The organism is Hymenobacter sp. AT01-02 (genome assembly GCF_000961955.2).
Taxonomy (GTDB): Bacteria; Bacteroidota; Bacteroidia; order Cytophagales; family Hymenobacteraceae; genus Hymenobacter; species Hymenobacter mucosus.
Window position 1 is genome coordinate 182,745 of the sequence record NZ_JZIR02000003.1, and the last position, 25,594, is coordinate 208,338.

Consider the following 25,594-nt stretch of genomic DNA (forward strand, 5'->3'; position numbering starts at 1 on the left):
GCCCTGCTGCTAGTGTCGCTACCAACGCATTAGTAACGCTCCAGATCCTGTTTGCGGTAGGCATCGATGGCCAGCAGAATAAATAACAACGTGGTGAAGGACCACAGCGAAGACCCCCCGTAACTGAAGAAGGGGAGCGGAATGCCTACAACTGGGGCCAGCCCAATGGTCATGCCGATGTTCACACAGAAGTGAAAGAAGATGATGCTGGCTACGCAGTACCCATAGGTGCGCCCGAATACTGATTTCTGCCGCTCCGCCACGTAGAGTACTCTAGCCAGCAGGCTCATAAACAGAATAACCACCACCATTGTACCAATCCAGCCCCACTCCTCGCCTACGGTGCAGAAGATAAAGTCGGTACTTTGCTCGGGCACGAAGTCGAACTTGGTTTGGGTGCCTTGCAGAAACCCCTTGCCCGCTAATCCGCCCGAGCCAATGGCAATTTTGGACTGGGTTACGTTCCAGCCCACTCCCAGCGGGTCGGCGGAAGGGTTAATCAGCACTTCAATCCGCTTACGCTGGTGGTCTTGCAGTACATTGTTGAAAAAGAAGTCCACGCCGAACACCATGCCGATAACTACGGCCCATATGCTGAGCGACATGGGTAAGTGATGACGCATCAGGCGAGGGTTAAAAGCGAAAATCAGTCCCAGCATCACCGTAAAAGCCCCCATGAGCCACAGCTTAGGTACCAGCAGTGCGAGAATTAGGATGGCCCCGGCCGCCGCCAAAATCAGCAGAATTAGCGGGGACATTCCTTCCCGAAAGTAGGCCAGCAAAAAGGCGCCAAACACGAGCGCCTGCCCCGTTTCGTTGGCCGCTATAATGAGCAATGGTGGCAGCAACGTCAAACCAGCTAGCACCAGTTGGTCGCGGAAGTTTTGCTGCCGCAGGTTGATGCCCGCCATGTAGCGCGATACGGCCAGCGCCGTAATAAACTTGGCAAACTCAGCGGGCTGCAGACGCACTGGGCCTAGCTCTAGCCAAGAACGTGACCCGGCAATGGGCCGTGCAATGAAGGGCGTAACGATGAGCAGCAGAATCATGATTCCGTACAGCACGAAGGCAAAGGTGTCGTAAGCCTTGGAATCGATGACGACCAGAACGACGATGAGCACAATGGCCGTCCCAATCCAGAGAATCTGCTTAAACCAGTTGAACGCCATTAGCTCCTGAAAACTCAGGTGGCTAAAGGGGTCGGCGGGAGCGTCGGGAGAGTAACTGGCTGCGTACACACTCACCCACCCCAGCCCTACCATCACGGCGAAGATGAGGACTGTAACCCAGTCGATGCTGCGTGAATACCGTGCAGGTTGCGTGTTCAACGTGTAGGAAGTAGGTTATGCTGCGCCATGCCCAGCACAACAGTCAAGAATATTAGTGATGCCGGACAAACTTTTCGCCGGGGCCTTGCAGCCAGGTTTCCCAGCGCTTGCGCCAGGGTGCCACGCTGCCACGGATGTACTTCTCCATGAGCAGCGAGGCTAGCGGAGCAGCCGAGCTGCCCCCAAAACCAGCGTTTTCGATGAAAACCACCACGGCAATCTTGGGGTCTTCGGCGGGAGCGAAGGCCGCAAAGGTGGCGTGGTCGTCGCCGTGGGGGTTTTGCACAGTACCGGTTTTACCCGCCACCGAAATTCCTACGTCCAGCAGGCTAGCGTTGCCGCCAGTGCCCCCCCTACCATCTACTACCCCCTGCATACCGGGAATGATTTCATCGAAGTGTATGGGGTCAACACCCACGGTATGCCGTACCCGGTACTGAGGCAGTGGCCCACCCGCACCAATACCCTTCACAAAGTGAGGAGTATAGTACCAGCCGCGGTTAGCAATGGTGGCCATGATGTTGGCCATTTGCAAGCCCGTAATACCGATTTCACCCTGCCCGATACTGAGCGAGTATACCGTGCGGAAATTCCAGCGGTGGTAGCCGTTGCGCTTATCGTAAAAGTCCGGTGAGGGAATTAGGCCTTTCTTTTCCTGTGACAAGTCTACTCCTAGCTTTTCGCCCAAGCCAAACTTCATTACCTGCCGCCGCCACTCACCCAGGCCCAGGCGAGCATCCTCGAAGCGGTTGGCCGAGCGCCCCCGCATGACGGCAGTCCGCATTACCTGGTAGAAGTACGGGTTGCAGCTGTTCTTAATGGCAATACCCACATTGCTGGGGTACTCGTGGCGGTGGGTGCAGCGCACCAGCTTCCAGTTGCAGGGGAAGCCGGTTTGTGGCGTTACAACCCCCATTTGCAAGGCTACTAGCTCATTTACCAGCTTAAAGGTAGAGCCGGGCGGATAGGTCGCCATTAGGGGGCGGTTAAACAGGGGCCGCTCGGTGTTATTGAGCAGGTCCATGTAGCGGTTGCCCATGCCCTTGCCCGACAGGGTGGCGGGCTCAAACATCGGCGCCGACACAAAGGCCAGAATTTCGCCCGTTTTGGGGTCTAAGGCTACTACTGAGCCCCGCTTGCCTTGCATGAGCATTTCGGCGTAGGCCTGCAAGTCGGAGTCGATGCTCAGATGGAGGTCTTGGCCGGCCACGGATAGCGTGTCAAACTCTCCGCCCCGGAACGCGCCTTTCTCGATGCCCCGCACGTTCACCATGCGATACTGCACCCCCCGACGGCCCATCAATTCCTTCTCGTAATACGACTCAAGACCCGTGATGCCGAGGAAGTCGCCAGGGTTGTACTTGGAGAACTTAGGCTTCTCCAGAAAAGCCGGCGTGATGGCGCCCACGTAGCCCAGGGCGTGCGCAAGGTTTTTGGTGTTGTAGGAGCGCGCCATGTGAGCCTTCACACTAAAGCCCGGAAAGTCAATCAGGTTGTCTTGAATAGCGGCTAGCTCCGGCGTGCTGAGGTTAGATACCAACGGCGAAGCCTTGACCCGGCTGAACGCTTTAGCTGCCTTGAGGCCCGCGCGCAAGTCTTCCAGGGATAACTGAATCAACTCACAAAACCGAAGGGTATCTAGCTTCTTCACTTCCCGGGGCGTCACCATCAGGTCGTACACCGGAGTATTCTGCACCAGGATCTGACCCTTCCGGTCGTAAATGAGTCCGCGGTAGGGCACCTGCACAATTCGCTGCAGCGTGTTGCGGTCGGCGGCTAGCTTGTAGCTGCCATCCATGACTTGGATGTAGAAAAGGCGCGCGGCAAACACCAGCGCCACTGCCAAGAAGATGGCTTGGACGACGTATTTACGGCCTTCGAGGTATTGCAAGGTGGTGTAATCTGAAGAGTAGGCACTTATGGCACGCAGGCCAGAACAGCAAAGATACTAGCAGCAGACCGGGAAACAGTAAACGGCTGAGCGTGACAACGGCAGCGCCTCCTAGCTTCGCTCCTGCCCACGCCTGAGCTTGCGGCCAAGAACAACCAACTGAGGCCTACTTGTTCCGCCAGTATATACCGCATGCTGCCTCCTCTCCCACCCTACCATCCACAAGTGTAAGATTTCCTCTACCGATTCCGGCGCCGCGTAGGAAAGAACACCAGCTGAATAATCAGCAGCACTAAACTGGTATACAGCGTACTAACAATAATCTTGACCAGAGTAAGGCCAAATACGTGAAAGCTGCCTAGCTCGAGTAGAAAGAAAGCGGTGTGGTGCAAAGATGTAAGCAGCAGCAGATACACAATAACCCACTGCCCTCCCATTTGATGGATGTTTACTGAATCTTGCGCGTCGTATCCATCGCGTGGGGTAAGCAGGCGTAGCACCCACGGGCGCGCATAGGCGAGCAGCACCGCGGCGGCGGCGTGCACGCCCCCCGTATCAAAGAACACGTCCATGGTGAAGCCTAAGCCAAACCCCAGCAGCAGCTGCACCACAATGGGCGTCCCGATGGGTAGGAACAGCAGAAACCCCAGGTAGAAATAGCACCACCCCAGGTTGAACAGCACGAAGTCGGGTCCACTAACGAGCAGCACGTAGAAGGCCACGTAAAACACGAAGCGCAACACTTGCAGCAGCAGAGAACCTAGTGTGCTCATGGCTATTCGTCGGTATCGGGTTTAACGCCAGCGCGTATTTCCAGTGAGTCGCGCTCAGCTTTTACCCGGCTATTGACCACGTACACGTACGACAGGCGGGAGAAGTCCACGGCTAGCCGTACCTGCACCGTCCAGAAGTTCTTGTCGCTCTCCCGCGTGAAGGAGTCGATGGTACCGATGAGCACCCCGGACGGATACACCGCGTTGTACCCGGATGTAACTACTGTGTCGCCCCGCACCAGCTTGTTTTGGCGGGGCACATCGTCGAGCAGAACGTGGGTAGGATCATCGTTTTGCCAGCGGATGGTGCCCACCGTTCCGTCCCGAACAATCTGAGCCGAAATCTTGGTACCCGAATGCAGCACCGAGGTAGCCGTGGCATAATGCTCACTTACCACCAGTATCCGCCCTACTACTCCCGCCGCCGATACAACCCCCATTTGGGGCTTTACCCCATCAATACTTCCCACGTTCAGGGTGATGAAGTTGTCCACCTTGCGCAAGGGGGCGCTTACTACCCGAGCCGGAATAAGAGGGTAGTCTGGGTCGCGGGCGGGCAGCTGGCGCAGCCCCAGCAGCAAGGAATCGGGGCGGCCCAAACGGGCCAAGCGGGCTTGGGTGAGGCTGTCGCGGCTCACGGGCAAGGAATCGGCTTCGCGGCGGCTCAGGTCGGGCTGGTAAAACTGCTGGCGCAACATGGCGTTTTCCTTTACCAACTCGTGGTTTAGCTCCACCAGCCGGAAGTAATCAGTGATGCGCGTGCGGAAATCCAGCACCTGTCCGACGTAGGTGTTGGCCGAGTTAAAGAAGGCCGCCCGTTGGTAGGAGCTGTTTTTGACCAGTAGGTATAAGCTCAATACCTCCAGCAGCGCAAACACGAGGATACCCCGGTAGCGAAACAGAAAGGCAAAGAGGTTTCTCACGAATGGTCAGGTGGCAGAAGGATGAGAAGGAAGAAGTGAGAAGGAAGAGTTGCGGAGCAGCCCCGTACGGGCCGTTCTCCAACGTCTTGCTTCTCACTTCTTACGTCCTGGTACTAGAGAAGCTTAGGTCAGCAGTACGCCGCGGAAGCCTTGGATATTTTTGATGGCGGCACCGGTGCCGCGCACTACGGCGCGCAACGGGTCCTCGGCAATGTGAATGGGCAGCTTGGTTTTAACAGCCAGCCGCTTGTCGAGCCCACGCAGTAACGCGCCGCCGCCGGTCAGATGAATACCATTCTCGTAGATATCGGCCGATAGCTCGGGTGGCGAAATCTCCAGCGCCTTCAGAACGGCTTCCTCAATTTTGGCTACTGACTTGTCTAGAGCAATAGCAATTTCAGATGAGGTCACCTTAATAACTTTCGGAATACCGGTCATCAGGTCGCGGCCGCGAACCTCAAAGTCGGCAGGGGGCACTTCCAGCTCAGTGAGGGCGGCGCCTACCTCTATCTTAATGCGTTCGGCGCTTCGCTCTCCAATCAGGAGGTTGTGCTGGCGGCGCATGTAATCCAGAATGTCTTGGTTGAACACGTCGCCCGCCGTCTTAATCGACTGGTCGCAAACAATACCCGACAGGGCGATTACCGCAATTTCGGTGGTGCCACCGCCGATGTCAATAATCATGGAACCCACAGGTTGCTCCACATCGATGCCAATACCAATGGCCGCCGCCATAGGCTCCTGAATCATCCAAACCTCTTTGGCACCGGCGTGCTCAGCGGAGTCGCGCACGGCGCGCTTCTCTACTTCCGTGATGCCCGAGGGAATGCAGATGACCATGCGGTGCGAGGGCTGAAATAGTCGCGTCCGCGTGTCAATCATCTTAATCATTCCCTTGATCATCTCCTCTGCGGCGTGGAAATCAGCAATAACGCCGTCTTTCAGAGGACGAATGGTCTTAATGTTATCGTGGGTCTTTTCGTGCATTTGCTGCGCCTGCCGACCCACGGCAATTACTTTATTGGTGGTACGATCTTTCGCAATGATGCTCGGCTCATCCACCACAATCTTATCGTTGTGGATGATGAGGGTGTTAGCCGTGCCCAGGTCGATGGCAATGTCGCTGGTCAGAAAATTAAAGAAACCCATTGCGTAGCGGCAAGTGAATGAGAACGGGCCGATTGCACCCGTCAAAAGTGGGGCAAAAGTAAGCAAGTTTCAGCGAAGCCCGGCACGTCCGCATTCATATGTGCGGCGGAATGACCAGGCGTTGCTGCTTCCTACAATACAATCCAAAATTAGATCAAGCTACTCTAACGCGAATGTACGCGCTTCATTGCAACTCAACCGCAACAATTCTTTTAGCGCGCATTTGTACTCTTTCGCGAACAACAAAGCCCCGCTACTTCTTAGAAGTAGCGGGGCTTTGTTGTTCAGGTCCTTCAGCCGAGAATAGGTTCGGTGCTTTGCTCTTACCTACAATGGGTTAGTGCTTGAAGTGGCGTACCCCCGTGAGTACCATCGCCATGTTGCGCTGGTCGCAGGCGGCAATGCTGTCGGCGTCCTTAATAGAGCCGCCGGGCTGCACTACGGCCCGGATTCCGGCCTCGCCAGCAATTTCTACGCAGTCGGGGAAGGGGAAGAACGCGTCGGAAGCCATTACCGCACCCTGCAAGTCGAAACCGAAGCTGCGGGCCTTCTCAATAGCTTGGCGCAAAGCATCTACCCGCGAGGTTTGACCTACACCAGAGGCTAGCAGCTGCCCGGCGCGAGCCAGCACAATGGTATTGCTTTTGGTGTGCTTGCAGATTTTAAGCGCAAATTCCAGGGCGGCCACTTCCTCTTCCGTCGGGGCTGACTGGGTAACGGTGCGGAATTCGGCGGCCCCTTCAATTACGCGGTCAAAGTCCTGCTCGATTACCCCGTTGAGCAGCGTTTTCACTTGCTTGGCGGGGAACGTTACCGGCTTCTGACGAAGTAGGATGCGGTTTTTCTTGCTCTGCAGAATAGGTAATGCATCGGCAGCAAAGGAGGGAGCAATCAGCACTTCAAAGAATAGCTTGTTCAACTCCTCGGCCGTTGCCGCATCTACTTCTTGATTAACAATAATAACCCCACCGAATGCTGATACAGGGTCGCAGGCCAGGGCGTTGAGGTAAGCCTCCTGAAGCGTGGCCGCTTGTGCTACCCCACAAGCGTTGGTATGCTTGAGAATAGCGCAGGCCGCGGGGCCATTGGTAGCAAACTCTTGCATGAGCAACACGGCGGCGTCTACGTCCACTAGGTTGTTGTAGCTCAACTGCTTGCCGTGCAACTGGTCGAAGAGGGCAGTCAGATCACCGTAGAATGTGCCGGCTTGGTGGGGGTTTTCACCGTAGCGCAGTGGCGTGGCGGGCTTCTCGCTGAGCTTGAGGGCCGCGCCGCTCAACTCCGTACCCTGGGCCATGTACTGGAAAATCTGGGTATCGTAGTGAGAGGTAGCTTCGAAAGCAGCAGCGGCGTAGTGGCGCCGGTCCTCCAGGTCAGTAGCGCCGTTTTTCGTGGTCAGCAGCTCCGTCACGGCGGCGTACTGGTCGCGGCTGCTTACTACCAGCACGTCGCGGAAGTTCTTGGCGGCAGCGCGCAACAGGGAAATGCCGCCAATGTCAATTTTCTCGATAACGTCTTGCTCAGCCGCTCCTGAGGCCACTGTTTCCTCGAAAGGGTACAGGTCTACTACTACCAAGTCGATGGGGGGAATCTGGTGCTGTTCGGCTTCCTGCAAGTCGCCGGCTTCGTGGCGGCGGTGCAGGATTCCACCGAACACCTTCGGGTGCAAAGTTTTTACGCGGCCACCGAATACGGCAGGAAAGCCGGTCAGGCTCTCTACGGCTGTTACTTCGGCTCCTTGCTCCTCAATGAACTGCTGAGTGCCACCGGTGGAGTAAATAGTAACTCCGTGCTGCTTCAACAGCGCTACGAGGGGCTCCAAACGGTCCTTGTAATACACGGAAATGAGAGCGGAACGAATAGGCTGCGGCTGCATGGCAAACGGGCTTAGGTGAAATGTGAAACGCGCCGCGAAGGTAGGCACCCCCCCGGCGGCACCCCAATTCGGTATGTTACGGAATTGTTACGCCAACCTCTAGCGCTGAGCTACGTTGTGCTACGGAGGAGCTATTGCTACGCGGTACTATTCTTTATCGGTAACTGCTCTGGCGCTACGTAGCGGGTTCTCCGCTGGGTAGCCTACCCATCGTTTTTCTACTCGATATTATGTCAGAGTTACTTACATCGGTTGTCGAATCTACTGGCCCACCTGCGGCCGATGATCAGCAAGCGGCACTTCCCAGCGGGCTACTATCCTCAGTAGGGGCGGCCGAAACAGCCGCGGCTGCACTGGCCCCTCGTCTTTTCGCCCAAGCCCCTCATTCCGATCAGCCGGGCGGCTTCCCCACCGCAGAGTTTGCCTGGCTACGGTCAGCGGGTTTGCTGGTGGCTCCGTTGCCGGTTAGCTTGGGCGGCGTAGGACTAGGCGCCCCCACACATACGCGCACGCTGCTTAGCACCTTGCGCCACATAGGCCGGGGCAACTTGGCAGTAGGGCGGGTTTACGAAGGACACGTAAACGCCTTGCAGCTGTTACAGCGCTTTGGGCGGCCTGAACAAATAAGCCAATGGGCGGCCGATGCCCGAGCGGGCCACTTGTTCGGGGTTTGGAATACGGAAGCACAAGATGGAGTACACCTTGAGCCTCTGCCCAACGGCCGCTACCGCTTGCGCGGCAGCAAAACGTTTGCCTCCGGCGCAGGCCATGTCACGCGCCCGCTCCTGACGGGGGCCCTGCCAGATGGCAGCTGGCAGATGCTCATTCTACCTGCCGATGAGAAGCGCCCAACCCTAGATGGAAGCTTTTGGCGCCCTCTGGGTATGCAGGCTACGGCTAGCTTCCGCGTCGATTTTACGGGTCTGGAAATAGGTTCAGCGGAACTGCTTGGCCAGCCCGGCGACTATTACCGCCAGCCGTGGTTTAGCGGCGGAGCTATTCGGTTTGCCGCTGTGCAGTTGGGTGGCGCCGAGGCTGTTTTTGATGAGACCCGCCGCTTCTTATGCGCCTTGCACCGCACCGACGACCCTTACCAACGCCAACGGCTGGGCGAAATGGCTTTGCTGACCGAAAGCGGAGGGCAATGGCTGCGGGCGGCAGCCGATTACGTAGCTCAACTCTCGGCCCCTACCGCCGAAGCTACCGTCGCTCACGCCAACATGGTACGCACCGCCATTGCCGAAATCTGCCAGCGCATACTGCCCTTGGCTGAGCAATGCGTAGGAGCGCGCGGCCTCTTGAAGCCCGAACCTTTTGAACGCCTCCACCGCGACCTAACTCATTACCTGCGCCAGCCCGCGCCCGATGCTGCCCAAGCCGATGCAGGCCGCTTTGTGCTGCAACATTCCGCTCCCGCTTACTGCCTGTGGCATGACTAACCTGCCTTCCCCACCTGAACTCACCACCTACCCTACTCACCCACCTGAGGCTGCCACTGCGTTGGGTAGCACCTTGGTGCTCATTCCTCACCCCGATGATGAATCCTTGGGCTGCGGGGGGCTGCTCGCCCTATTGCGGCAAGCGAACCTGCCTGTGTGGTGCGTTTTGGTAAGCGACGGCACCATGTCCCACCCCAACTCGCAGAAGTTTTCAGCCTCCGCTCGCCAGCACCTGCGCGAGGAGGAGCTACGTGCGGCCCTGCGTGAGCTAGCGGTACCCACTGCTGATCTGCAGACGCTAGAACTTCCCGACGGAGCCGTGCCAACACCTAAGGAGGCAACTGGAGTTGCGGCCGTGGAAAAGCTGGTTGCCATTTTACAGCAGTACCAGCCTGATAGCGTGCTGGTGCCCTGGCGCCGCGACCCGCATCCCGACCACCGGGCTACTAGTGCGCTGGCACTAGCGGCGCTAGCTCACCTAACGCATCCCCCACGTATGGTGGAATACGTAGTATGGGCCTGGGAGCGTGCCTCCCCCACCGACTTACCTCAACCGGGCGAGGTGCAAGGCTGGCAGCTCGACATCAGCCCAGTGCTACGTCAAAAACAACGCGCCATTGCTTGCCACCGCTCCCAATTACCTGGAAGCCCCATCGACGACGACCCCGCCGGCTTCACGCTGGCGCCTAGTATGCTAGCGCATTTTTCTCAGCCTACAGAAGTATTCCTGGAAGCTTCTGGCGGCTAGCCCGCCTGACATGTATTGCTCTTCCTATTCAAATGCAGCCCAATCCCAACCAACCTAATACGCTCCCGCCCTCTTATTTCGACGAGGTATACCGGGCAAATGCCGACCCGTGGAACTTCGAAACCAGCCCGTATGAGCGGGAAAAATATGCTACCACAATAGGTGCTCTACCGCGTGACCACTACCCCCAAGCCTTTGAGATAGGCTGTTCTCTGGGAGTGCTCACGGAGCAGTTGGCACCCCGCTGTGGGCATTTATTAGCGGTAGATGTGGCGGCAGCAGCCCTGGAACAAGCCCGTCTGCGTTGCGCGCATCTTCCCCAAGTAGAGTTTCAGGAACTGCGGGTGCCGGAAGAGTTTCCAAGCCAGCAAGCCTTCGACCTGATCCTGGTATCAGAGGTAGGCTATTACTGGAGTCCCGAGGATCTGGCGCGCGCGACTGATCAGATACTTGCGGCGCTGCAACCAGGAGGCCATCTGTTATTGGTTCATTGGACGCCACGCGTACACGACTACCCGCTGACTGGTGACGACGTGCATACCTTCTTCCTAGAACTAGCTACTCCCGAGGGTGCACTACACCACCTTGGCGGGCAACGCCATGAACAGTATCGTCTGGATTTATTCTCGCGTATATAGCTGAGCATCATATGCCGCCAGCAGCCGACGCAACTCTAGCAGGGCAGTACTTAGAGCCACCTGGGGCCAACGGCAGCTCCAGTCGTTCTGCTGTGCCCACCACTGCTGAACCCAGCTCCACAGGTGGCCAAAGGTGGTGCTCTTCCTAATTTGCCGCTGCAAGGCCCGTAGTGGCACCGCCACCGAGTGTGCTTCCTGTTGAAGTTGTTTAGACTTTAAGGTGCCGGTGGCGGCTTGCTCCCAAAGGCGTCGTAATCGGTTGCGTGCCTTCCATTCGGCGGCCAGACGGGCAGGGTTGTCTACCAGGGGCTCACATTGTTTTTGCTGCATTTCGGCCCACTGCCGCAGTTGCCACGACAAGCCCACCGCTACCCTGCCTTCCTGGCGGCTAGAGGTGTACACCCGCACGCGGGGACTATGGCGCAAGCGCAAATCGTGCTGCAGTAGGGCCTGGCAAAGAGCTTCATCCTCTAGGTACGGAACTACGGGCAGCCCTCCCACGCGGCGGTACGCCTCCGTGGTTAAGGCCAAACTAGCGCCAAAATGCTGGTGATGCCGGGGCCACGGGTCGGCCGCTACGGGGTCGAGCAGATGCTCTAGCCGGGCCCGGAGCAGGTAATAGGCCGCATCTTGCAACTGGTAGCGCCGCACAGGGCAAACAGGCACCGACGAACCGGCCGTGAGAATACGCCCTCCAACGGCATCGGCCCCGGCGGCTAGCTCAGCCGCAGTAGCGGCTAGCCAATCGGGAGCCACGCGCGTATCAGCATCCGTGCTGGCAATGAATGCGCCCTTAGTACCCGCCCATTCTAGGCGGCGGCAGGCCTCATCCATCAGCAGGCGGCGGGCCTTGCCTACGTGAGCTTCGCCTGTTGGCAGACGCACCTCACCCACGTGTATAGCCAACTGCGGCCAGCGGATTGCAGCTTGGCGTACTACAGCTGCCGTGTTGTCGGTACAGTTGTTAGCCAGTACTAGCACTTCATAAAACCCAACGGGCAAGGGCTGGCCTTCCAGTGTAGTTTGGGCAGCCAATGCGGCCAAGGTGGCGGGCAGGTTTTCGGCCTCATCCTTGGCCGGAACAACAACAATAGCGCGCAGGCCTTCCGCTGGTGGAACTAGCACTTTCCATGCCTCGGCAGAACGTAGTGCAATGGCCGGCTTATACGGAATAGATAGGTGAGGAGAGAGTAGGAAATCCATCGGATTCTTCTACGCAGCAAGCTCCTCCGTGATGGTCTAAATAGGTTAGTAAATTCTGTTTTTATTGTTGAGGCTACACTAGTTCAGCTTACTAACCACATTGTCAACCTACTGGTTGTGTTTAAGTCCCTAGTATCTGCCAACAAGAAGCGCCCTCTTCTACGAATAGAAGAGGGCGCTTCTTGTTGATACGTCGTTGCTGAGTATGGATTAAAAAGCCTCGCCCACGGCGAAGATGATGCCGGAGTTTCCGCCAGAACCTACCCCGTAATCGAGACGGATGTTGAGACGGTCGCGGCGGTTGAAGCGGAAACGGGCGCCTACGCCACCGGCTATTTTGGTGCCGTCAAACGAATAGTCAGAAAGCTTGTAGCCTACTTGGCCCAGGGCACCAAATACTACCCCATCGAAGCGCCAGAATAGTTTCTGTCGGATTTCGGCCTGCACCGTAGTAAACTGACGCTCACGGAAACGGGCTTCATAAATACCACGCATCAGGTAAGCGTTGTTGTACAACGACCCGCCCAGGGTAGCGCCCATCCCGCCCAACTCACGGAAAGGCACATTACCGGAATGGTACTGCCCCAGAAACTGAGCCGCGAAGATGGTGTTGTTTGAGCCGAACAAAGGGTTAAAGTGACGCGCATCGACCATGTAGCGAGTAAACTTGTAGTCGCTGCCGAGGAAGCTGCCATTGAACAGCATGTGCGCATCTACAAAGTTGCCGCTGTACGTAGCCAGCACGTTGTCGCGCCCATCGTAGAGCAGAGCCGGGCCAACGCCCGAACTGATGCCGCCGTTACGCTCCTGATTTGACAAACGGGTGTACACATTGTCGTCGCCCCGTCCCATCTGGTCCTTCAGCTTCACGTCGCCCAAGTTGGTCAGGCGGTAGCGCACACCCAAAAACAGATTGGGAACTACCTTCGCCAGCACTTTTTCATCGAACACCCACAGCGGGTACTGAATGGTTACTTCGTCGCTCTTGCGGGTATCGTTGCCGCGGCCATAGTAGCTGAAAGCCAGATCATAGTAGCTCAGCTCCCCAGAAAAGTAAAACTTCTCTTCCGGCGTGAAAATGGTATGCGTAAGCTGAACCGTAGTTTGCTTTTTCTGCGAAATCCAGGCCACCAAGCGCGCATTCGATTTCCGAACAGTGGTATCCTGACCAAAGCGCCACACGGGCAAAACAGCAGCACCGCCAGCAAAGCCAGTTTCTTGCTGGTAGAAGGCAATGGGTACCGGAATGAAGCTCGGTTTATCAGGGTCACGAGCGCCTATCTTACGCGCTGTGGGCTGCACGGGGCGGCTCAGGCCCAAGGTAGGTCCGCCGGCAGTGGTGTTGGCAGACGCAGTAGTTACCTCAGCGCTGGTAGACGACGAGGCAGCGGCCGTATCGACGGTGGCAGTAGGTACGGCAACCCCAACCGAGGGCTGGGCAGCCGTGTCGGCAGTAACGGCCGATTGTGCAGTGGCAACGGATGCAGCCAGCGTGTTGAGTGCTAGCAGCGGGTAGAGGAAGCGCATACTGGATGGCTTGGGGTCAGAAGGTGAAAGAGAAGTAGACGGGAATGCGTACCTGCATAAGGCGCAGCCCCGCAGTTCATTCGTTTACCCCCTAACGCAACAGTGTGCCCTGCGGTTTTACCCTGCTAGCAGCATAGAAAGTACCCCTGCCAACATCACCCATTTGCACCAAGCACTTAGGCGCGCAAAGTGCCGCCGTCGGTCGGCTCGGCGTAGGTAGTGTGCCAGCCAAGCAATGGCAGCAAAACCAGCCCAAGCAGCCAAGTAGTTAGTAGCCAACGCTCCATAGCCGTGGTTCTGGCTAGCACACCGCCCACGAGCACTACCAAGCACAACAGGAAAAAACCGGCTACCCATTTGGTGCGCACCACCCCCCATACAATAGGTAGAGTATAGCAATCGTGCTGCGCGTCGCCGCGCATATCCTCTACATCTTTTACTATTTCGCGCACCATGGTGAGTAGCAACGCGGCCAGCGCGTACAGCCAAACCGACGTGACCCCGGTGCGCAACTGCAACTCCGGCAGCAGCACCAGCGCCGCCGTGAGCGTGGCAATGCTTAGGTTTCCTATCAGCGCTACTCGCTTAAACCGCGCCGAATAACCCCACAGCAGTAGTGCCGAGCCCAGATTTACTAACCCTAACAGCGGCGACAGTGCACCACTTACTAGTACACCCAGCCCAGATAATAAAATATGGGCTAGCATAGCATGGCGACGGTTGACGGCCCGCCCTACCACCAACCGGTCGGGCCGGTTAATAGCATCAATCTTCACATCGTAGTAGTCATTGATGATGTATCCTCCGGCCGCAATACTCAGGGCAGCCAAGGCCAATAACCCAAACGCAGGAGCCAGCACAACCCGCCACTGTGCGCCAGGCAGAAGCAGTGAAGCGCGCTCCAGCAGCAGGCACAGGGCCATGATGAGCAGATTGGGCAGGCGAATAAGTTGCGCTAATTGGCGCAAACGGCCAGGCTCGGCAGCAGGCGTTGGGTTCCGGTGAGCAGAAGAAGGCAAAGAAGCGGCTGACATGGCAGGCTGCAAGAAACACGATATCGGCCGCACCGGACCCAAGTACCAGTAGGAATGAGGGAAACAAGAGCCCAACAGAAAGCCCTTTCCAGGACTGGAAAGGGCTTTGCTTGCTAGTTACTAAAACGTATAGATCTTATTCTACAGTTTCTTCACATTAACGGCATTCACGCCTTTGCGGCCTTCCTGCGTGTCAAATTCTACCCGGTCATTTTGCTGAACCTGGCCCCCGTTAAGGCCGGTAACATGAACGAAGAAATCTTCCTTCGTGCCGTCTTCTGTAATGAAGCCGTAGCCCTTCGACTCATTAAAGAATTTTACGGTTCCTGTTTTCATGAAAAAGAAAAAAATAGGTTAGATGATGGTCGGGTAAATATAGATGGATTTTAGAAAAGCGCAACCCCAACCGCTTGGGTTGGGGTTGCCAGGGTTTCCTTTTGGGATGTAATCCGCCTAGTACAAGCCGCTGGCATTACCAGGTTTGCTGAGCGCGCAGCACGTCTTCAATCAACTCCCGCACGGCGCCATGGCCCCCAGGCAGCGTGGCATAATAGTTACTTATTTCCCGCACGTCGCGCGCGGCATCGGTTGGGCAGGCCGCCACGCCACAGCGGCGCATTACCTCAGCATCAGGCACATCGTCGCCCATGTAGGCAATGTGGGCGGGGTCGATGCGGTAGGTATTGATGTAGGCGTTGAAGATTTTCATCTTGTCATCTACCCCCAAGAAAATATCGTGCACGTCCAACGACTCTAGCCGTTTACGTACCCCCTCCTCTTCCCGTCCCGAGATGATAGCAATCCGGTAGCCTTTGCGCAGGGCGTACCGAATGGCGTACCCATCACGAATGTGAAAAGCACGGGCTTGCTCCCCGGAGTTCAGCGCCAACAGCGTACCATCCGTTAGTACGCCATCCACATCAAAAATAAACGCCTTGATACCGGTCAGGTCGGGCGCGGCATTCACAGTATTCATAGCCAGATAACTAGGCCCGCATTCATACACGGCCGCGGACCTAGCGCCGGGCCGGTTGTTTTATTGATTATCGCGCCACTCATACACCCACTTAGCCTGAATTTGCTCCAAGTGGCCTTCGTTGGACTGTTCGCGGGTGCCTTCAAAATTGGGCAAGCTCAGTACCCACTCTACCAAATCGGTAAAGCGAATGCGGTAGATCTTTGCTTCGTTAAAATCGTCGCCGAACTTCTCGTACAGGGCCATGGCAATATCCTCATGGTCGTTCCACTGCATGGGGGGTTCAAAGTGATTCATATCCGTCGTTGTGCTGGTTAGTAGGAAAGTGTGAAGGCGGCGTGGTTCGGTAGCACACGCGTGCGCCGCGCATCTAGGTAGCACGTGCTACCTAGATGCGCGGCGGCAACCCGTTAGTGGCCCAGGAATTCTTGTGGGGGAATAAGTACCACCACGTCCTGATTGCCCTGCACCACACACTGACAGCCCAGGCGGGAGTTGATACGCGGGTTTACGGCGCGGTCAATGAAGTCCTCCTCCTTATCACTGATTTCGGGCAGATCTTCTTCGCCTTTCTCAATGTATACATGGCAGGTACTGCACCCACATACTCCACCACAGTTGTGCTGGAGCTGGATGTCGTTGTTGAGGGCCACGTCCAGCACCGATTCGCCCTGGGCGGCCACGTGGGTCTGGTCGGGCTGGCCGTCCTGAAACTTAAAGGTAATATTGACGACTTTCACGAGTAGCGCGTTGAACGGGCAAAAATGCGGGCACGAAGGTACACACCCCCGTCCCGGAATCAAAGTAAGAGACCAGCTTGCTTGTTTTAACTTATTGCATGCTGTTTCTCTTGTATACTAGCAGTCAACTGCTTATAAATAGCCAACCACCCTGGCTGCTCGGCCAGCGCCTGCTCATGGCGGGCGAGTGTAGGAGCATCGTAGCGGGCGGCAGGACCAGTTTGCACCATGAAAGGCGGGTGTTCAAGAGCTTTTTCTATGGTTTCGCGCACCAGGGGAGCAAGCAGTTCAAAGGGTAGCTTATCTTCCGTGAGCAGCGCGTGACTAATACCGAGCAAGTGATTGGTAAAATTGCACGCAAACACTGCTCCTACATGCAAACGGAGGCGCTGAGCTGAGTCGACAAGCAGCACGTTGTGGCTGAGAGACTGCGCCAGCGTCAGCAGCGTAGCCTCCCCGGCTGCCTCGGCGGCTTCTACGCACAGCGGTACCTGCCCCCAATCTATCATCCGGCCTGGGCTGAAGGTTTGAATGGGATATACCACTCCGCCTCGCACCCGTGGGCACGCAGAAAATACGCTGAGCGGCAAAGCGCCGGCCGTGTGGGCTACCAGGGCACCACTTGGGAACTGCATTGTGGTTAGCACTGCCGGTACCGCTGCATCAGGCACGGCTAGTATGTACACATCGGCGGCGGGAAGTGCTGCCGTGGAACCTGCGGTAGCGCCCGGTACTGTGGCAGCTAGGGCCTGGGCCGAGGCCAAAGAGCGACTCCAAATATGCGCCACATGATAGCCGGCGGCCAGTAAGGCCGGGGCCAAATGCTGGGCTACCCGGCCGGCGCCCAGCAGCACTACGCGTTTCGCAGCAGTTTTAGTTTCTTCCATAGCGCTCCACCTTTATTTAACTAACAAGGTACGGGCTTGTACATTTTCCGCCTGTAGAAGTCAATTTTTAGAGGAAATTTAACAACTTGTTTAGCTAGGCTAACGTCCTTGCTACGTGTAGCTGCTAACTGCACTGTTGGTCATCCTTTTCAACTTCATTCAGAATATGTTAAACCTCTACACAAAGGCTGCTACCACGTGGCGCCAGTTGGCTTTGGGGGCTCTTGTGAGTCTTGGGGCCACAACCGCTCAAGCCCAGGTGTGGTCCGATATGCGGCCCTATACCCGAACCATACCTACTAGGGTAACACCTGTTCAGCAGCGTGGCAATAGGGCAAATAGAGTAAACGACCTCCCGTACCTTCAGACGTTCAGCCAAAACGTAAGCGGCACCTACACCGATTTAGGCACGAGTGGAACTGCCATTACAACTGCTAATACGGACGATGCTAACTCGGCTGCTCAGCCTATTGGGTTTTCGTTCGTGTTCAACGGTACGGTGTACACGCAGTTTGTGCTCAATACCAACGGCTTCATTAAACTGGGGTCTGCTGCGCCGGCTAGCGCCACCGATTTATTCCCGCTTTTCAATGAGGATGACCAAAACATTATAGCCGCTACCTCGGGCATCGACTTGACAGGTGCTGCCGATCAAACAGCTAACCCAACGGAATACCGAGTAGCTACTACGGGTACGGCTGGCAACCGCATTTGTACTATTCAGTTTGAGAATCTGCGCGACAAGCCCACTACGCGAACTACGTCAACTGTTCCGTCGCAGATGAACACGATGCAGTTTCAGATCCGGCTTTTTGAGGGTACTAATACGATAGAACTGGTGTATGGCACCTGGACATCCTCCGGCAACACACCTACTGCTCAATCATTCTATATCGGTTTAAAGGGATTATCAGCTGACCCAGTCGATTTAAATCTAACATATAAAGCGCCTAATCAACCTTGGAACACCACTATTTTTGAAAATACGATAACGCAAAATGGTACGGTGTTCTATCTACCACACTTGGTACAGAATACCCATTTACCTGATGCAGGCCGGACCTACCGGTTTGCGCTTCCTGACAATGATGTGAGCGTTGACGCAGTCTATACGCTAGGAGAAGCGCCACGGGCATTTGCTACGCCACATGTACCACAAGCTGTCATCTCTAATGCGGGCAATGCTACTCTCACTAACATTCCGGTAACGCTCGCGGTACGGGGACCAAACACGTTTACGGCCACACAAACTGTTGCTAGCCTAGCTCCTGGGGCTACTACCACGGTTACGTTTGCTGGCTATGCCCTCACTTCTACCGGCACCAACACACTGACGGTAACAGTGCCCGAGGACGACGTTACGTTAAACAATTCGGCTACTTACACCCAAGTGGTAACCTCTAACCACTTATCCTATATTGATACTACTGAAGCTTTCGCAGGCGGTGTCGGCGGAACAGGCGTTGATGGGATGCTAGCTGTTAAATACACCCTAACGCAGCCGACGACCCTCTACGAGGTAAGGCCAACCTTTGCGGGCGGCACTAGCACCAATACGGCTCCATACCAAGTTGTAGTGTTAGACGCCACCGGAGCCAATGGCACACCAGGTGCGGTACTCTACACCTCCCCCACGCAGAATCGGACGACGGCGGGGGGCACTGCAACGGTAGCCATTCCTAATATTGCCGTGAGCGGTTCGTTCTTTGTGGCTGTCAAGGAAACTTCTGCTTCGAATATCGGCCTAGCTGTACAAATAGAAAATCCTCAACGGCCAAATACCTTCTTCGCCAAGCTTTCTGCTGGAGCCTGGATACCGCTGAATACCTCTAACCTCAACTTTGTGCGGTTGGCTATAGCCGCTAGTGTGGGCACTCCACAAACCTGTCAAACGCCGACGGCTACCGCAGTAACCAGCACTGCTACCACAACGGCCGCTGTAAGTTTCACTGCTCCTACTGGTGCTACGGGCTACACAATCCTGTACGGTCCTGTTGGCTTCAACCCGGCTACTAGCGGTACTTCTGTAGTAGTTACGGGCTCTCCCGCCACCATCACCGGCTTGACGAGTGCTACCGTGTACCAGTTCTACATTCGCACCAACTGCAGTGCTACTAGCCAGAGCGATTTGGCCGGCCCATTCACGTTTACGACCCAGTGCCAACCCAGCATTGTAACCAGCTTCCCCTACTCCGAGAACTTCGATGGAGTAGCAAGCGGGTCAATACCTTGTGGCTATACGGTGCTCAACGTGAATAATGATGAAGAAACTTGGCAGAACCGCTCGAGCGTACCAACGGACACCGGTCCTATTTTCGTGGGCTCGTCTTCACCAAATGCCATGACCTACCTCTATAACGAGGACGGTACCACGGAGGCCGACGACTGGTTTTTCACGCCTGCTCTTTTCCTGCGTGCGGGTTCTCGCTATCAGCTTGCCTTCAAATACCGCAACAGTGGCGCCAACTACCCTGAAAAGCTGGAAGTGAAGTATGGCACGGCTGCAACGGTGGCTGGCCAAACCAATACGCTGTGGAACAACAGCAACATTGCTACTGCTACCGTTTTGACTGCTGATGCCAACAGCGCTACACCAGTAGCAGCTATTACGCCCGCCACTACCGGCAATTACTTCCTGGGCTTCCACGTATACAGCGCTGCCGACCAGTTTTTCCTGGCCGTTGACGACATCACTATCACGTCGGTGTCTACTGGCGTTTCAGATGCGCTCGTGCAAGCCGTGACTGTATATCCTAATCCGTCAGCGGGGCAATTTACAGTGGATATACGCGGCGCCAACGCCCGGGCCGGACTTCAAGTAGAAGTTACAAACTTGGTGGGCCAGCGTGTATACACAGCCAACGTCCGCGACAACTTCGCCAACAAGCTGGATTTGTCGCGCTTAGCCAGTGGCATGTACATCCTGAAGGTGAAGTCAGGCAACGACTACATGATTCGCAACATTGCCGTGCAGAAGTAGGCGTTGTTACTTCATATAGGCCTCACAAAAACGGGCAGCTCTAGGAGCTGCCCGTTTTTGTTACTACAGGACCATATCTGCAACCTGTCTAGCCAAGGTAAAACACCTGCATTGGTAAGCGAAATTACTGCGTTATCTGCCATTCGTGAGGATAGTACCAAGAGGCATGCTTCGCGTTCCACACTTGGCCATCACAAACAACGAGGCCCTAGTCAGACGACTAGGGCCTCGTTGTTTGTGCCGTAGTGATAGGCTTAACGCTTACGCAACTTGGCGCTTTTGCTGAATTGGGCGAGGCCGAGGAGCCTTCACAGCTTCTTCAGGAACGGGCAGCTCAGCTACGTCCACGTCGCGGCGACGCTTGTACAGGGCCATGCAGAAGCCGACAGCATGAGCAGCGTACCGCTCCACAGGAGGTTGATGAAGGGCTTCTCTACTGCTTTCAGAATGATGTAGTCCTTTTGAGTGGTGCTCACACCAAAGGTGAACTTGCTGTTGGAAGGATCTACGTTGAGGAAAGTTAAACGCAAGCCTAGGTCCTCTACCTCGTCCGGTACTCGGCCGATCATGCGGTTGCGCACCACAAATACGGGGTGCACGTGGTACTGCTTTTTCTCGCCGTATACCAAAAAGTCGCCTTGGATGGCTAAGTCACCCTTTGCCAGCCCTAACCCCGCTGTTTGGTGGGCAGGCTCTACCCCACGGAATACCGCGAAGTAATCGTTCAAGTAAATCGTGTCGCCCAGCGACAACACATGTTCCTTCACTTCGCTCCAGTCCTTCTCTTTATCGGGTGGAGGCACGGCGCTGATGTGGGAGTAGATATCGTGGTCTAGGAACTTCTTGATGTCAGGAGAAGCCAATAACCCCTCGCCCATTTCTTCGTTCACCTGCCCACGCGGATAAAGGGTGAACGTTTCTCCCGTTTCGCGGTGCTTATACTCTACTCGGTAATAAGTGTTCTCGGGCAATATGTCGACTGTGTCGCCAGCCTTGTAGTACACCTTATCGCCGCGCTTAATGTCAGCCCGAGCTAGCGCCTTATATTCGTCGGCCGTGCGGAATAGCAACTGCTTGTTTACGTAGCCAGGAACGCCAGGCGCATCAAAGTACTGCCCCGTGTAGCTTACTTCATACGGACCATTTGGGCCTTATCGTTGCGCCACAGCAGCACGTTGTCGCGGTTGGTAGTCTCGTCAAACTCACGCGAGTATAGCAAGCCCGAGACGTTCTGGCTGATAATGTTTGAGTAACCAGCCGATGCTAGAATGCCCAACAGCATCAGCGCAATGCCAATGTGGGCTATACCACCTCCGGAAAGACTGACCTTACGCTTCATAAGCGTGATGACCATGCTCAAGTTGGCTAGTACTCCGAACAGAGCCGTCGTAAGCAGTACAATGTACGTAATGCTCATTTTCAGACCGAAGTACTGAACCAGTAGGATAACCAGCGCAGCGCCAAGCAGCGTCAGAATGCCGGGCACGGTGAGCGAGCTAGTAAGCGACTCTTTGTTATTTTTCTGCCACCACATTATCTGGGCCAAGCCCGAGAAGAAGGCTACGCCGACCCCCATCCACAACTGGATTTTGGTGTAGTGCTGAATCTGATCGGCAGGCAAAGCCAGGTTAGACTTGATACCGATGAAGCCGAGGAAGGCATTGTACACCGGGATGCTGGTAGTGACCAGCACCTGGAACGCACCCAGGCATAGCACCGTGGCTCCCACAAATACCCACAGTTCTGAGTTGTAGGTCGTCAGCTCTTTCTCCGACACAGGGATGGTCTTCCAGCGCCATACGAGCAGCCCAATGGCTACTACCACAAAGGCGGCTAGGTAGATAATCAACTGGCCCGAGAGACCTAGATCGGTAAAGGAGTGTACAGAAGCGTTGCCTAGTACCCCGCTACGCGTGAGGAAGGTGGCGTAGAGAACCAGCAGGAAAGTGGCAATAACCAGCACGAAGGACGTACGCAAGGCCGTCCGGCTACGCTGCCATAGCACCAAACCGTGCAAAGATGCAACCAGGACTAACCATGGAATGTACACAGCATTTTCTACCGGGTCCCAGTTCCAGTACCCGCCAAAGTTCAGAGTTTCGTAGGCCCAGTAAGCACCCATCATAATGCCTACCCCTAGTACTAAGCCGCCCACCAGCGTCCAGCGCAAAGCGGGGCGCACCCACTTGGTGAACTCACCTTTCCAAAGACCGGCAATGGCGAAGGCAAAGGGCACCAGCGTTAAGGCAAAGCCTAGGAACAGCGTGGGTGGGTGAATTACCATCCAGTAGTTCTGCAGCAGGGCATTCAAGCCAGTGCCATCCTTCGGCACAAAGTCGGGATTGAGCTTGAATACAGGCAAATCCGTTAGGAAGTCGCGCAGCAGGATAAAGGGTGAAGAGCCAATCTTCACGCCACCTAGCACTACGCCCAGAATCATGGAAGTAAGGAAGAGCTGCACGCCGGCAAACACCGTCATGACGGGAGCTTCCCAACGGCGGTGGTAACGCATGATGCCAAAGCCCAAAAGCACCTGCCAGAATATCCAGAGTAAGAAGCTACCCTCCTGGCCTTCCCAGAAGCAGGATATCATGTACTCCACGGGTAAGTGGTTGCTGCTGTGGCTCCAAGCGTAGTAGTACTCGTAGCGGTGACTGTGAATGATGGTGAACAGGCAGATGACTACCGAGAACACCGCCAAGCCGTGCACTATGAATGCTCCGCGGCCAATACGCAGCCAAGAAGCATCTGACTCGCCCAAGGGCTGGTTGCGTGCTGCCGCGTAGTAGGCATACGCCGCTACCGTGGCCGCTACAAAAGCCACGATGACACTAAAGTGCCCGGCGTCGCCGATAAATGTGTTCAACATGAGCTACTGCGTTGAAGAGGAAATACTAGCCTATGGTGTAGTACCAGACCAGTACGAACTTGTTTTTAGGGATTAGAGCGTCGCTGGGTAGCAAGGCGTTTCAGGCGGGCCCGATGGCCGTGTCGCTCCCAGCTTTGTTGTGCTTTCAGGGCGCGCTTGGCAACGGCCTCATTCATAGCCTGAGCACTGCTACGATCAGGTAGTAGTTGGCTGTAGGCGTACCATTGCTGTTGTACCAGGACCGGTGCCTTAGTATCCGAGGCATCAGCTAGTACCTGGTAGAGGTAACGGCCCGGTGCGGTGAGCGAGTCAGTCCAAGCATATTCGGTGGTGTTGGCGCCGTAAGTAGTGCGCGCCACCGGTACCGTAGCCATGGGCGCCGCCCGAAACTGGGCCGCTTCCCGTCGCAACACTCGAAACTGACGCGTAGCGCTGAGCGAGTCAGGCAGCGTCCAGCGCAGGGTGAAGCGGCTGTTAGCGGCCGGTACTACCGTTGAAACAGGTGGTGGAGCTAGAGCAGGCACGCCCTGAGGCTTGTCGCTCACGGTCAAGGAAAACTGACAGAAATCTTTGAGGTAGCCGTCTACATCCAATAGGTAGGGCTGGCCCGCCTGCAAAGAGTCCAGCGTTATAAACACATCATCCTGACTACCCAGCGAGGTGCAGGAAAGCACCCGGTACGTAGCCGGCTGACAGGGCTGCCCCGTAAGCACTACTAGCTGTACACCGCGCGTATCGCGGCACTTCTGCCCACCAATATTCACGTAGTAGCGGCCCGTTGTGCGCGGCGTAAACTCAAACCACTGGTCGTTGTGATACTCGATGCATTTGCCCGTCAGCTTTTCGTCCACGCAACGCCATTGCACTGTGCAGCCCGTGGTGTTCGAGGATATAGCCGCATTTAAGCGCAGCTGCTGTCGGTTTTCGATATCATCATTTGGTACTTGAGCCATGGCAGCCAAGGCACCAGGTAGAAGCATTAAGTGAGTTGCAGCTACGCGCAGCCCAAGGCGCTTAGGCGCTTTCCAGGCTCCGTATGTTGCTTGCTCACTCTTCATGCTAGCCTTAGTTGATAGAGGCGGTAGCGCCTTCGATGTCTTTCTCCACGTACTTCGATGGGCACTTCAGCAGAATCTTGTCGGCCACGAAGATGTCGTTGCGCATGGCACCCGTAATCACTACCTGCTCCGATTTATCGAAATCCTGCGGCTTGGGATTGAAGTAGATTACGCGTTGCGCAATGCGGTTAGTGTCTACCAGCGTAAATGCGAAGTAGTTGGGGTCCTGTACAGGGTTGTATTCCAGCCCGAGGATGTTCTGCTGTCCATCACGGGGGAGGCGCCCTACTACGTGCACTTTGGTGAGGTTGCCATCGGCAGCCCGCTCCCGAGCTTCTCTAAATGACACGTACACGCTGGCATCTCCGGCGGCGCTCATGATGATGCCAATGGCCACGGCAATAACCGCAATGGCAAGGATGTGTGCTTTTTTCATGTGGGGTGCAACAGGCGGCTCCTACTGGTAGCCGATAATCGAAACAACAAAGTCAGCGGCAAAGGTCCGCATGAATCATGAATTTGTGAAGCAAGAAGGCCCTTTCCTAGGGGGTAGAACCAACTTCGTTTAGCCTAGTCGCGCACTTCCTTTTCGAGGCGGGTTAGCTTACGGTCCAGAGAAACCAAGAAGAACAGCAACCCTGCCAGTACCACCGTAATGACAGCCACCACCACGTAAATTTTGCCGTTGAGGCGAAGAGAATCGGCCATTTCAGGCTCGTTGGCTGCGGCCGTTTGGGCGGCTACGTGTAGCACTGGTAGCAGCAGGGCCAGCAGCAGCAATAGCGCCGGACGAAGCTTACGCAAGCTGTTTTTCATACACTTTCAGTTTGAGCAGGGAAAGACGGCTGGCTACTTGTGCCAGCCAGAAGGCCAGCAGCGTCCAACCAATGACTGCGGGGTAAAAGACCAAGCGCATGTTGCTATCAAGGTCATATTTTGCAAAAGCGGGGTTGCCTCCCGCCCCTGGGTGCAAAGAGTCCGTCAGGCGGGGCAGAATATAAAAGAGCGGCATTGCCGTGGCAAAAGCGAAGATGTTGTAGATGGCAGATATACGGGCCCGCTGCTGCTCATCAGTAAAGGACGAGCGCAACACCAGATAGGCACCGTAAATCAGCATGGCAATGGCGGCCCCATTGAGTTTGGGGTCGTTGGTCCACCAAGCGCCCCAGGTGTAGCGCGCCCAGATGCTACCCGTTGCCAAACCTACCAACCCCATCAGAATGCCCGTGCGAGCCGCCTCGTGCGACAGAATATCCAGTTCGGGCGTAGGTGTGCGCAGATAACGAATGGAGTAGTAGACTGAGGCAAACAGAATGAAGGTCATCCCGAACCACATGGGCACGTGGAAGTACAGATTGCGGATGCTCTCATTCAGAATGGCCAAGCGCGGCACGGGCATCAGCAGCCCTGCTACTGCCACGTACAGGAGCAGTACCACGCACAGGGCTTTCCACCAATTTTTAGACATGAGCACAGAGAAGAAATGAGTAAACCAAGGCCCCCTCTTTTGGGCCGTCGAGCGGGAAACAACTTGCGCGGGGGCTTAGTGCTACGA

At 55.8% G+C, this 25,594-nt stretch carries 24 protein-coding genes; 4 read left to right on the plus strand and 20 right to left on the minus strand.

Annotated features, from left to right (window positions below; all coding sequences use genetic code 11):
• Positions 1-29: 29 nt before the first annotated feature.
• The 6 genes from rodA to purH all read right to left on the minus strand — a co-directional run bounded on the left by rodA (position 30) and on the right by purH (position 7,940).
• Positions 30-1,328, minus strand: a complete 1,299-nt coding sequence (gene rodA / locus VI25_RS01760; protein ID WP_045689775.1) for a rod shape-determining protein RodA — start codon at positions 1,326-1,328, stop codon at positions 30-32.
• A 52-nt stretch (positions 1,329-1,380) separates the two neighbouring features.
• A complete protein-coding gene (mrdA, locus tag VI25_RS01765) occupies positions 1,381-3,219 on the minus strand; it encodes a penicillin-binding protein 2 (RefSeq protein WP_045689774.1) in 1,839 nt (612 codons plus the stop codon).
• Between the two features lie 239 nt (positions 3,220-3,458).
• On the minus strand, positions 3,459-3,992 hold the full coding sequence (locus VI25_RS01770) for a hypothetical protein (protein ID WP_045689773.1): 534 nt from the start codon (positions 3,990-3,992) through the stop codon (positions 3,459-3,461).
• Between the two features lie 2 nt (positions 3,993-3,994).
• Positions 3,995-4,915, minus strand: coding sequence for a rod shape-determining protein MreC (gene mreC, locus VI25_RS01775; protein ID WP_045689772.1), 921 nt, complete (start codon positions 4,913-4,915; stop codon positions 3,995-3,997).
• Between the two features lie 123 nt (positions 4,916-5,038).
• Positions 5,039-6,064: a rod shape-determining protein gene (locus tag VI25_RS01780; protein WP_045689771.1), complete on the minus strand. Its 1,026-nt coding sequence runs from the start codon at positions 6,062-6,064 to the stop codon at positions 5,039-5,041.
• Positions 6,065-6,401: 337 nt separating this feature from the next.
• Positions 6,402-7,940 (minus strand): bifunctional phosphoribosylaminoimidazolecarboxamide formyltransferase/IMP cyclohydrolase, encoded by a 1,539-nt coding sequence (gene purH / locus VI25_RS01785; protein ID WP_055562206.1) that lies wholly within the window; start codon positions 7,938-7,940, stop codon positions 6,402-6,404.
• A gap of 230 nt (positions 7,941-8,170) precedes the next feature.
• Between purH and VI25_RS01790 the strand changes: the two genes are divergently transcribed.
• From VI25_RS01790 to VI25_RS01800, 3 genes are read left to right on the plus strand one after another with little or no spacing between them, the layout of a single operon-like run.
• The gene (locus VI25_RS01790; protein ID WP_082455356.1) at positions 8,171-9,379 is read left to right on the plus strand and encodes an acyl-CoA dehydrogenase family protein; all 1,209 of its coding nucleotides are present in this window, start codon (positions 8,171-8,173) and stop codon (positions 9,377-9,379) included.
• Complete coding sequence (locus tag VI25_RS01795) at positions 9,372-10,127, plus strand: PIG-L deacetylase family protein (protein WP_045690191.1); 756 nt, start codon at positions 9,372-9,374, stop codon at positions 10,125-10,127. Before VI25_RS01790 ends, VI25_RS01795 begins: the two co-directional genes overlap by 8 nt.
• Positions 10,128-10,159: 32 nt before the next feature.
• A complete protein-coding gene (locus VI25_RS01800) occupies positions 10,160-10,765 on the plus strand; it encodes an SAM-dependent methyltransferase (RefSeq protein WP_045690192.1) in 606 nt (201 codons plus the stop codon).
• On the opposite strand, the gene VI25_RS01805 is transcribed toward VI25_RS01800, so the two are convergent.
• From VI25_RS01805 to VI25_RS01840, 8 genes are all read right to left on the minus strand, one after another.
• Positions 10,748-11,968 (minus strand): glycosyltransferase, encoded by a 1,221-nt coding sequence (locus VI25_RS01805; protein WP_055562207.1) that lies wholly within the window; start codon positions 11,966-11,968, stop codon positions 10,748-10,750. The genes VI25_RS01800 and VI25_RS01805 overlap by 18 nt on opposite strands.
• Positions 11,969-12,178: 210 nt before the next feature.
• The gene (locus VI25_RS01810; RefSeq protein WP_045690193.1) at positions 12,179-13,495 is read right to left on the minus strand and encodes a BamA/TamA family outer membrane protein; all 1,317 of its coding nucleotides are present in this window, start codon (positions 13,493-13,495) and stop codon (positions 12,179-12,181) included.
• A gap of 176 nt (positions 13,496-13,671) precedes the next feature.
• Positions 13,672-14,529 (minus strand): geranylgeranylglycerol-phosphate geranylgeranyltransferase, encoded by an 858-nt coding sequence (locus tag VI25_RS01815; RefSeq protein ID WP_052695597.1) that lies wholly within the window; start codon positions 14,527-14,529, stop codon positions 13,672-13,674.
• A gap of 141 nt (positions 14,530-14,670) precedes the next feature.
• Positions 14,671-14,865: a cold-shock protein gene (locus VI25_RS01820; protein ID WP_045690194.1), complete on the minus strand. Its 195-nt coding sequence runs from the start codon at positions 14,863-14,865 to the stop codon at positions 14,671-14,673.
• 136 nt (positions 14,866-15,001) lie between these two features.
• On the minus strand, positions 15,002-15,505 hold the full coding sequence (locus VI25_RS01825; RefSeq protein ID WP_045690195.1) for a KdsC family phosphatase: 504 nt from the start codon (positions 15,503-15,505) through the stop codon (positions 15,002-15,004).
• 60 nt (positions 15,506-15,565) lie between these two features.
• Positions 15,566-15,802 (minus strand): Fe-S cluster assembly protein IscX, encoded by a 237-nt coding sequence (gene iscX / locus VI25_RS01830; protein ID WP_045690196.1) that lies wholly within the window; start codon positions 15,800-15,802, stop codon positions 15,566-15,568.
• A gap of 113 nt (positions 15,803-15,915) precedes the next feature.
• The gene (locus VI25_RS01835) at positions 15,916-16,245 is read right to left on the minus strand and encodes a 2Fe-2S iron-sulfur cluster-binding protein (protein ID WP_055562208.1); all 330 of its coding nucleotides are present in this window, start codon (positions 16,243-16,245) and stop codon (positions 15,916-15,918) included.
• A gap of 86 nt (positions 16,246-16,331) precedes the next feature.
• The gene (locus VI25_RS01840) at positions 16,332-17,132 is read right to left on the minus strand and encodes a Rossmann-like and DUF2520 domain-containing protein (protein WP_045690505.1); all 801 of its coding nucleotides are present in this window, start codon (positions 17,130-17,132) and stop codon (positions 16,332-16,334) included.
• Between the two features lie 166 nt (positions 17,133-17,298).
• On the opposite strand from VI25_RS01840, the gene VI25_RS01845 reads away from it, so the two are divergent.
• Positions 17,299-20,112, plus strand: coding sequence for a T9SS type A sorting domain-containing protein (locus VI25_RS01845; protein WP_152981450.1), 2,814 nt, complete (start codon positions 17,299-17,301; stop codon positions 20,110-20,112).
• A gap of 338 nt (positions 20,113-20,450) precedes the next feature.
• Here VI25_RS01845 and VI25_RS28185 read toward each other — a convergent pair whose 3' ends face one another.
• The 6 genes from VI25_RS28185 to VI25_RS01870 form a co-directional block, all read right to left on the minus strand.
• Positions 20,451-21,182 (minus strand): hypothetical protein, encoded by a 732-nt coding sequence (locus tag VI25_RS28185; RefSeq protein WP_316934223.1) that lies wholly within the window; start codon positions 21,180-21,182, stop codon positions 20,451-20,453.
• A 56-nt stretch (positions 21,183-21,238) separates the two neighbouring features.
• Complete coding sequence (ccsA, locus tag VI25_RS01850; protein ID WP_316934224.1) at positions 21,239-22,981, minus strand: cytochrome c biogenesis protein CcsA; 1,743 nt, start codon at positions 22,979-22,981, stop codon at positions 21,239-21,241.
• A 65-nt stretch (positions 22,982-23,046) separates the two neighbouring features.
• Positions 23,047-23,934 (minus strand): hypothetical protein, encoded by an 888-nt coding sequence (locus tag VI25_RS01855; protein WP_152981451.1) that lies wholly within the window; start codon positions 23,932-23,934, stop codon positions 23,047-23,049.
• A gap of 112 nt (positions 23,935-24,046) precedes the next feature.
• The gene (locus VI25_RS01860; protein WP_045690036.1) at positions 24,047-24,475 is read right to left on the minus strand and encodes a cytochrome c maturation protein CcmE; all 429 of its coding nucleotides are present in this window, start codon (positions 24,473-24,475) and stop codon (positions 24,047-24,049) included.
• Between the two features lie 134 nt (positions 24,476-24,609).
• Positions 24,610-24,855 (minus strand): CcmD family protein, encoded by a 246-nt coding sequence (locus VI25_RS01865; protein ID WP_045690037.1) that lies wholly within the window; start codon positions 24,853-24,855, stop codon positions 24,610-24,612.
• The gene (locus VI25_RS01870) at positions 24,836-25,507 is read right to left on the minus strand and encodes a cytochrome c biogenesis protein (RefSeq protein ID WP_055562210.1); all 672 of its coding nucleotides are present in this window, start codon (positions 25,505-25,507) and stop codon (positions 24,836-24,838) included. Before VI25_RS01870 ends, VI25_RS01865 begins: the two co-directional genes overlap by 20 nt.
• Positions 25,508-25,594 lie beyond the last annotated feature (87 nt).

Excerpts from the sequence above, each read along its gene's own strand:
- VI25_RS01770 (WP_045689773.1), bottom strand. The coding sequence starts at position 3,992 with ATGAGCACACTAGGTTCTCTGCTGCTGCAAGTGTTGCGCTTCGTGTTT.
- VI25_RS01780 (WP_045689771.1), bottom strand. The coding sequence starts at position 6,064 with ATGGGTTTCTTTAATTTTCTGACCAGCGACATTGCCATCGACCTGGGC.
- purH (WP_055562206.1), bottom strand. The coding sequence starts at position 7,940 with ATGCAGCCGCAGCCTATTCGTTCCGCTCTCATTTCCGTGTATTACAAG.
- VI25_RS01790 (WP_082455356.1), top strand. The coding sequence starts at position 8,171 with ATGTCAGAGTTACTTACATCGGTTGTCGAATCTACTGGCCCACCTGCG.
- VI25_RS01795 (WP_045690191.1), top strand. The coding sequence starts at position 9,372 with ATGACTAACCTGCCTTCCCCACCTGAACTCACCACCTACCCTACTCAC.
- VI25_RS01800 (WP_045690192.1), top strand. The coding sequence starts at position 10,160 with ATGCAGCCCAATCCCAACCAACCTAATACGCTCCCGCCCTCTTATTTC.
- VI25_RS01805 (WP_055562207.1), bottom strand. The coding sequence starts at position 11,968 with ATGGATTTCCTACTCTCTCCTCACCTATCTATTCCGTATAAGCCGGCC.
- VI25_RS01810 (WP_045690193.1), bottom strand. The coding sequence starts at position 13,495 with ATGCGCTTCCTCTACCCGCTGCTAGCACTCAACACGCTGGCTGCATCC.
- VI25_RS01815 (WP_052695597.1), bottom strand. The coding sequence starts at position 14,529 with ATGTCAGCCGCTTCTTTGCCTTCTTCTGCTCACCGGAACCCAACGCCT.
- VI25_RS01820 (WP_045690194.1), bottom strand. The coding sequence starts at position 14,865 with ATGAAAACAGGAACCGTAAAATTCTTTAATGAGTCGAAGGGCTACGGC.
- VI25_RS01825 (WP_045690195.1), bottom strand. The coding sequence starts at position 15,505 with ATGAATACTGTGAATGCCGCGCCCGACCTGACCGGTATCAAGGCGTTT.
- iscX (WP_045690196.1), bottom strand. The coding sequence starts at position 15,802 with ATGAATCACTTTGAACCCCCCATGCAGTGGAACGACCATGAGGATATT.
- VI25_RS01840 (WP_045690505.1), bottom strand. The coding sequence starts at position 17,132 with ATGGAAGAAACTAAAACTGCTGCGAAACGCGTAGTGCTGCTGGGCGCC.
- VI25_RS01845 (WP_152981450.1), top strand. The coding sequence starts at position 17,299 with ATGTTAAACCTCTACACAAAGGCTGCTACCACGTGGCGCCAGTTGGCT.
- ccsA (WP_316934224.1), bottom strand. The coding sequence starts at position 22,981 with ATGTTGAACACATTTATCGGCGACGCCGGGCACTTTAGTGTCATCGTG.
- VI25_RS01855 (WP_152981451.1), bottom strand. The coding sequence starts at position 23,934 with ATGGCTCAAGTACCAAATGATGATATCGAAAACCGACAGCAGCTGCGC.
- VI25_RS01860 (WP_045690036.1), bottom strand. The coding sequence starts at position 24,475 with ATGAAAAAAGCACACATCCTTGCCATTGCGGTTATTGCCGTGGCCATT.
- VI25_RS01865 (WP_045690037.1), bottom strand. The coding sequence starts at position 24,855 with ATGAAAAACAGCTTGCGTAAGCTTCGTCCGGCGCTATTGCTGCTGCTG.
- VI25_RS01870 (WP_055562210.1), bottom strand. The coding sequence starts at position 25,507 with ATGTCTAAAAATTGGTGGAAAGCCCTGTGCGTGGTACTGCTCCTGTAC.